Consider the following 1,544-nt stretch of genomic DNA (forward strand, 5'->3'; position numbering starts at 1 on the left):
CTCGACCGCCAGGCCCGGAACACGCCGACGAACCTCGGCCTCCCACACCTCACACCAAGGAACTAACCATGAGAATTCCGAACACAGGACACCCATGCACGCCGATAGTCCAGAAAAAGGTGTTCTTCCCCGCCAGCGGGGACGGCCCGATCCACGACGTGCAGGTCACTGTCGCAAAGGCGGTGTGCGGCGGATGTCCCGTCCGGGCGGAGTGCCTGACGTGGGCGCTGGAGGCGCTGCCCTACGGGGTTGCGGGCGGCCTCACGGAGCAGGAGCGCCGCCACGAGCGGACCCGCCGGCGGGGGCGGCGCCGTGAGGTGCCGGGGCGCCCGGTGTGCGGGTCGTAGGCCGAGGTCGCGGCCGCGGGCCGGGCGGCGGTCCGCGCCGGCATGTCGGTTCGTGAGGTCGCGCGCGAGTTCGGCGTCACCGAGCGCACGGCCGAGCGGTGGGCGGCCCGGGTCCGCACTGACACCGGCACGAGCGCCGCCACGAGTGGGCGGCGTGCGGAGGGGAGCCGCGGCGGCCACCGAGCTCCCCTCCTGATCTCCCACACACACGCCCTGGCAGGGACACGAGCAGCGGAAGGACATCGATCCTAGATGAGCAGGATGAACAACCCGGGCGGTGAGCGCGGGAATGAGGACGGCCGGTCGGAGGTGCTCCGGCGCGCGGATGCGGGTGCGGCGGCGTGGCGGGGCGTGGTGCACGCCCAGCAGGCCGCGACGCCGGATCACGGCGAGTTCTACGAGCTGGCCGGGTTCATGGTCGAGACCCTGCGGGCGTTGGAGGCACTCGCCGGTGTGCTGAGCCGGCAGGCCACTGGCTACGCCGACGGCCTTTCGGTGGGGCGGGTGGTCTACGACGACACCCGGGCAGTGGACCCGCGGATCCGGCTGGAGACGGCGCGCATGGAGCTGTCCAGCCTCGTTCAGTCGGCGGCCTGGGCGGACGGGTATGCCAACCAGTTCTGGTCGGCGATCGGGCACATCGGTGTCGAGGACGCTCCGGCTGCTCCGCAGGTGTCGCGGTGAGCGCCCGGGCCAGGACGGCCGGGACCGCGCGGCTGCGGGCCGCCGGCGGTACCGCTGGCGGTGGGGTGGTGGCCGGGCTGTACCGGTGGATCGAGGGGCATGGCCCGCACGTGCAGGTGGCGGTGTGGCTGCTGCTGGCGCACGAGGTGTGGCCGCGTCACCCGGAGTTCCTGCGGGCGTGTGTGAACCGGTCCGCCGACCGGTTGTGGTGGATCGACTGGACCGCTGTCCGAGCCGCGTTCGACGCCGGCGAGTTCCACCGGGCCGGGGCGTCGCGCACGGAGCTGGTGGTGCTCGATCTGGCGATCGAGCTGGGCCGCGACCGGTTCATGCTGGGCGCGCTCGGCGTGGGCAATGCCCGCGCCGTCGGTTGAAGGAGGTCGCGGCCGGTCGGGAGAACTACTACACCGGTGCGGTCGCCGAGGGCGAGCCGCCGGGCCGCTGGTGGGGTGCCGGAGCCGAGCGGCTCGGCCTGACGGGGCTGGTGGACGGCCAAGACATGCGGGCGCTCTA

General features: G+C 73.2%; 5 protein-coding genes. All 5 read left to right on the plus strand.

Translation table 11 applies throughout. The features are described 5' to 3' along the window. Positions 1–119: 119 nt before the first annotated feature. A complete protein-coding gene (locus tag KME75_RS41450; protein ID WP_308283518.1) occupies positions 120–347 on the plus strand; it encodes a WhiB family transcriptional regulator in 228 nt (75 codons plus the stop codon). 42 nt (positions 348–389) lie between these two features. Then, the gene (locus KME75_RS47370; RefSeq protein WP_219420451.1) at positions 390–599 is read left to right on the plus strand and encodes a helix-turn-helix domain-containing protein; all 210 of its coding nucleotides are present in this window, start codon (positions 390–392) and stop codon (positions 597–599) included. Continuing rightward, positions 600–1,031, plus strand: a complete 432-nt coding sequence (locus KME75_RS41460; RefSeq protein ID WP_246633824.1) for a hypothetical protein — start codon at positions 600–602, stop codon at positions 1,029–1,031. Further along, entirely contained in the window at positions 1,028–1,405 is a 378-nt protein-coding gene (locus KME75_RS41465; protein WP_308283519.1) for a hypothetical protein, read from the plus strand. Before KME75_RS41460 ends, KME75_RS41465 begins: the two co-directional genes overlap by 4 nt. Further along, on the plus strand, positions 1,402–1,544 hold a 143-nt coding region (locus KME75_RS47375), incomplete at its 3' end, for a relaxase domain-containing protein (RefSeq protein ID WP_219420454.1). The genes KME75_RS41465 and KME75_RS47375, both read left to right, overlap by 4 nt.

This window comes from Pseudonocardia nigra (assembly GCF_019396355.1).
Classification (GTDB): domain Bacteria; phylum Actinomycetota; class Actinomycetes; order Mycobacteriales; family Pseudonocardiaceae; genus Pseudonocardia; species Pseudonocardia nigra.

Bases quoted from the DNA above. Each gene is read 5' to 3' on its own strand.
- KME75_RS47370 (WP_219420451.1), top strand. From the start codon at position 390: ATGTCGGTTCGTGAGGTCGCGCGCGAGTTCGGCGTCACCGAGCGCACG.
- KME75_RS41460 (WP_246633824.1), top strand. From the start codon at position 600: ATGAGCAGGATGAACAACCCGGGCGGTGAGCGCGGGAATGAGGACGGC.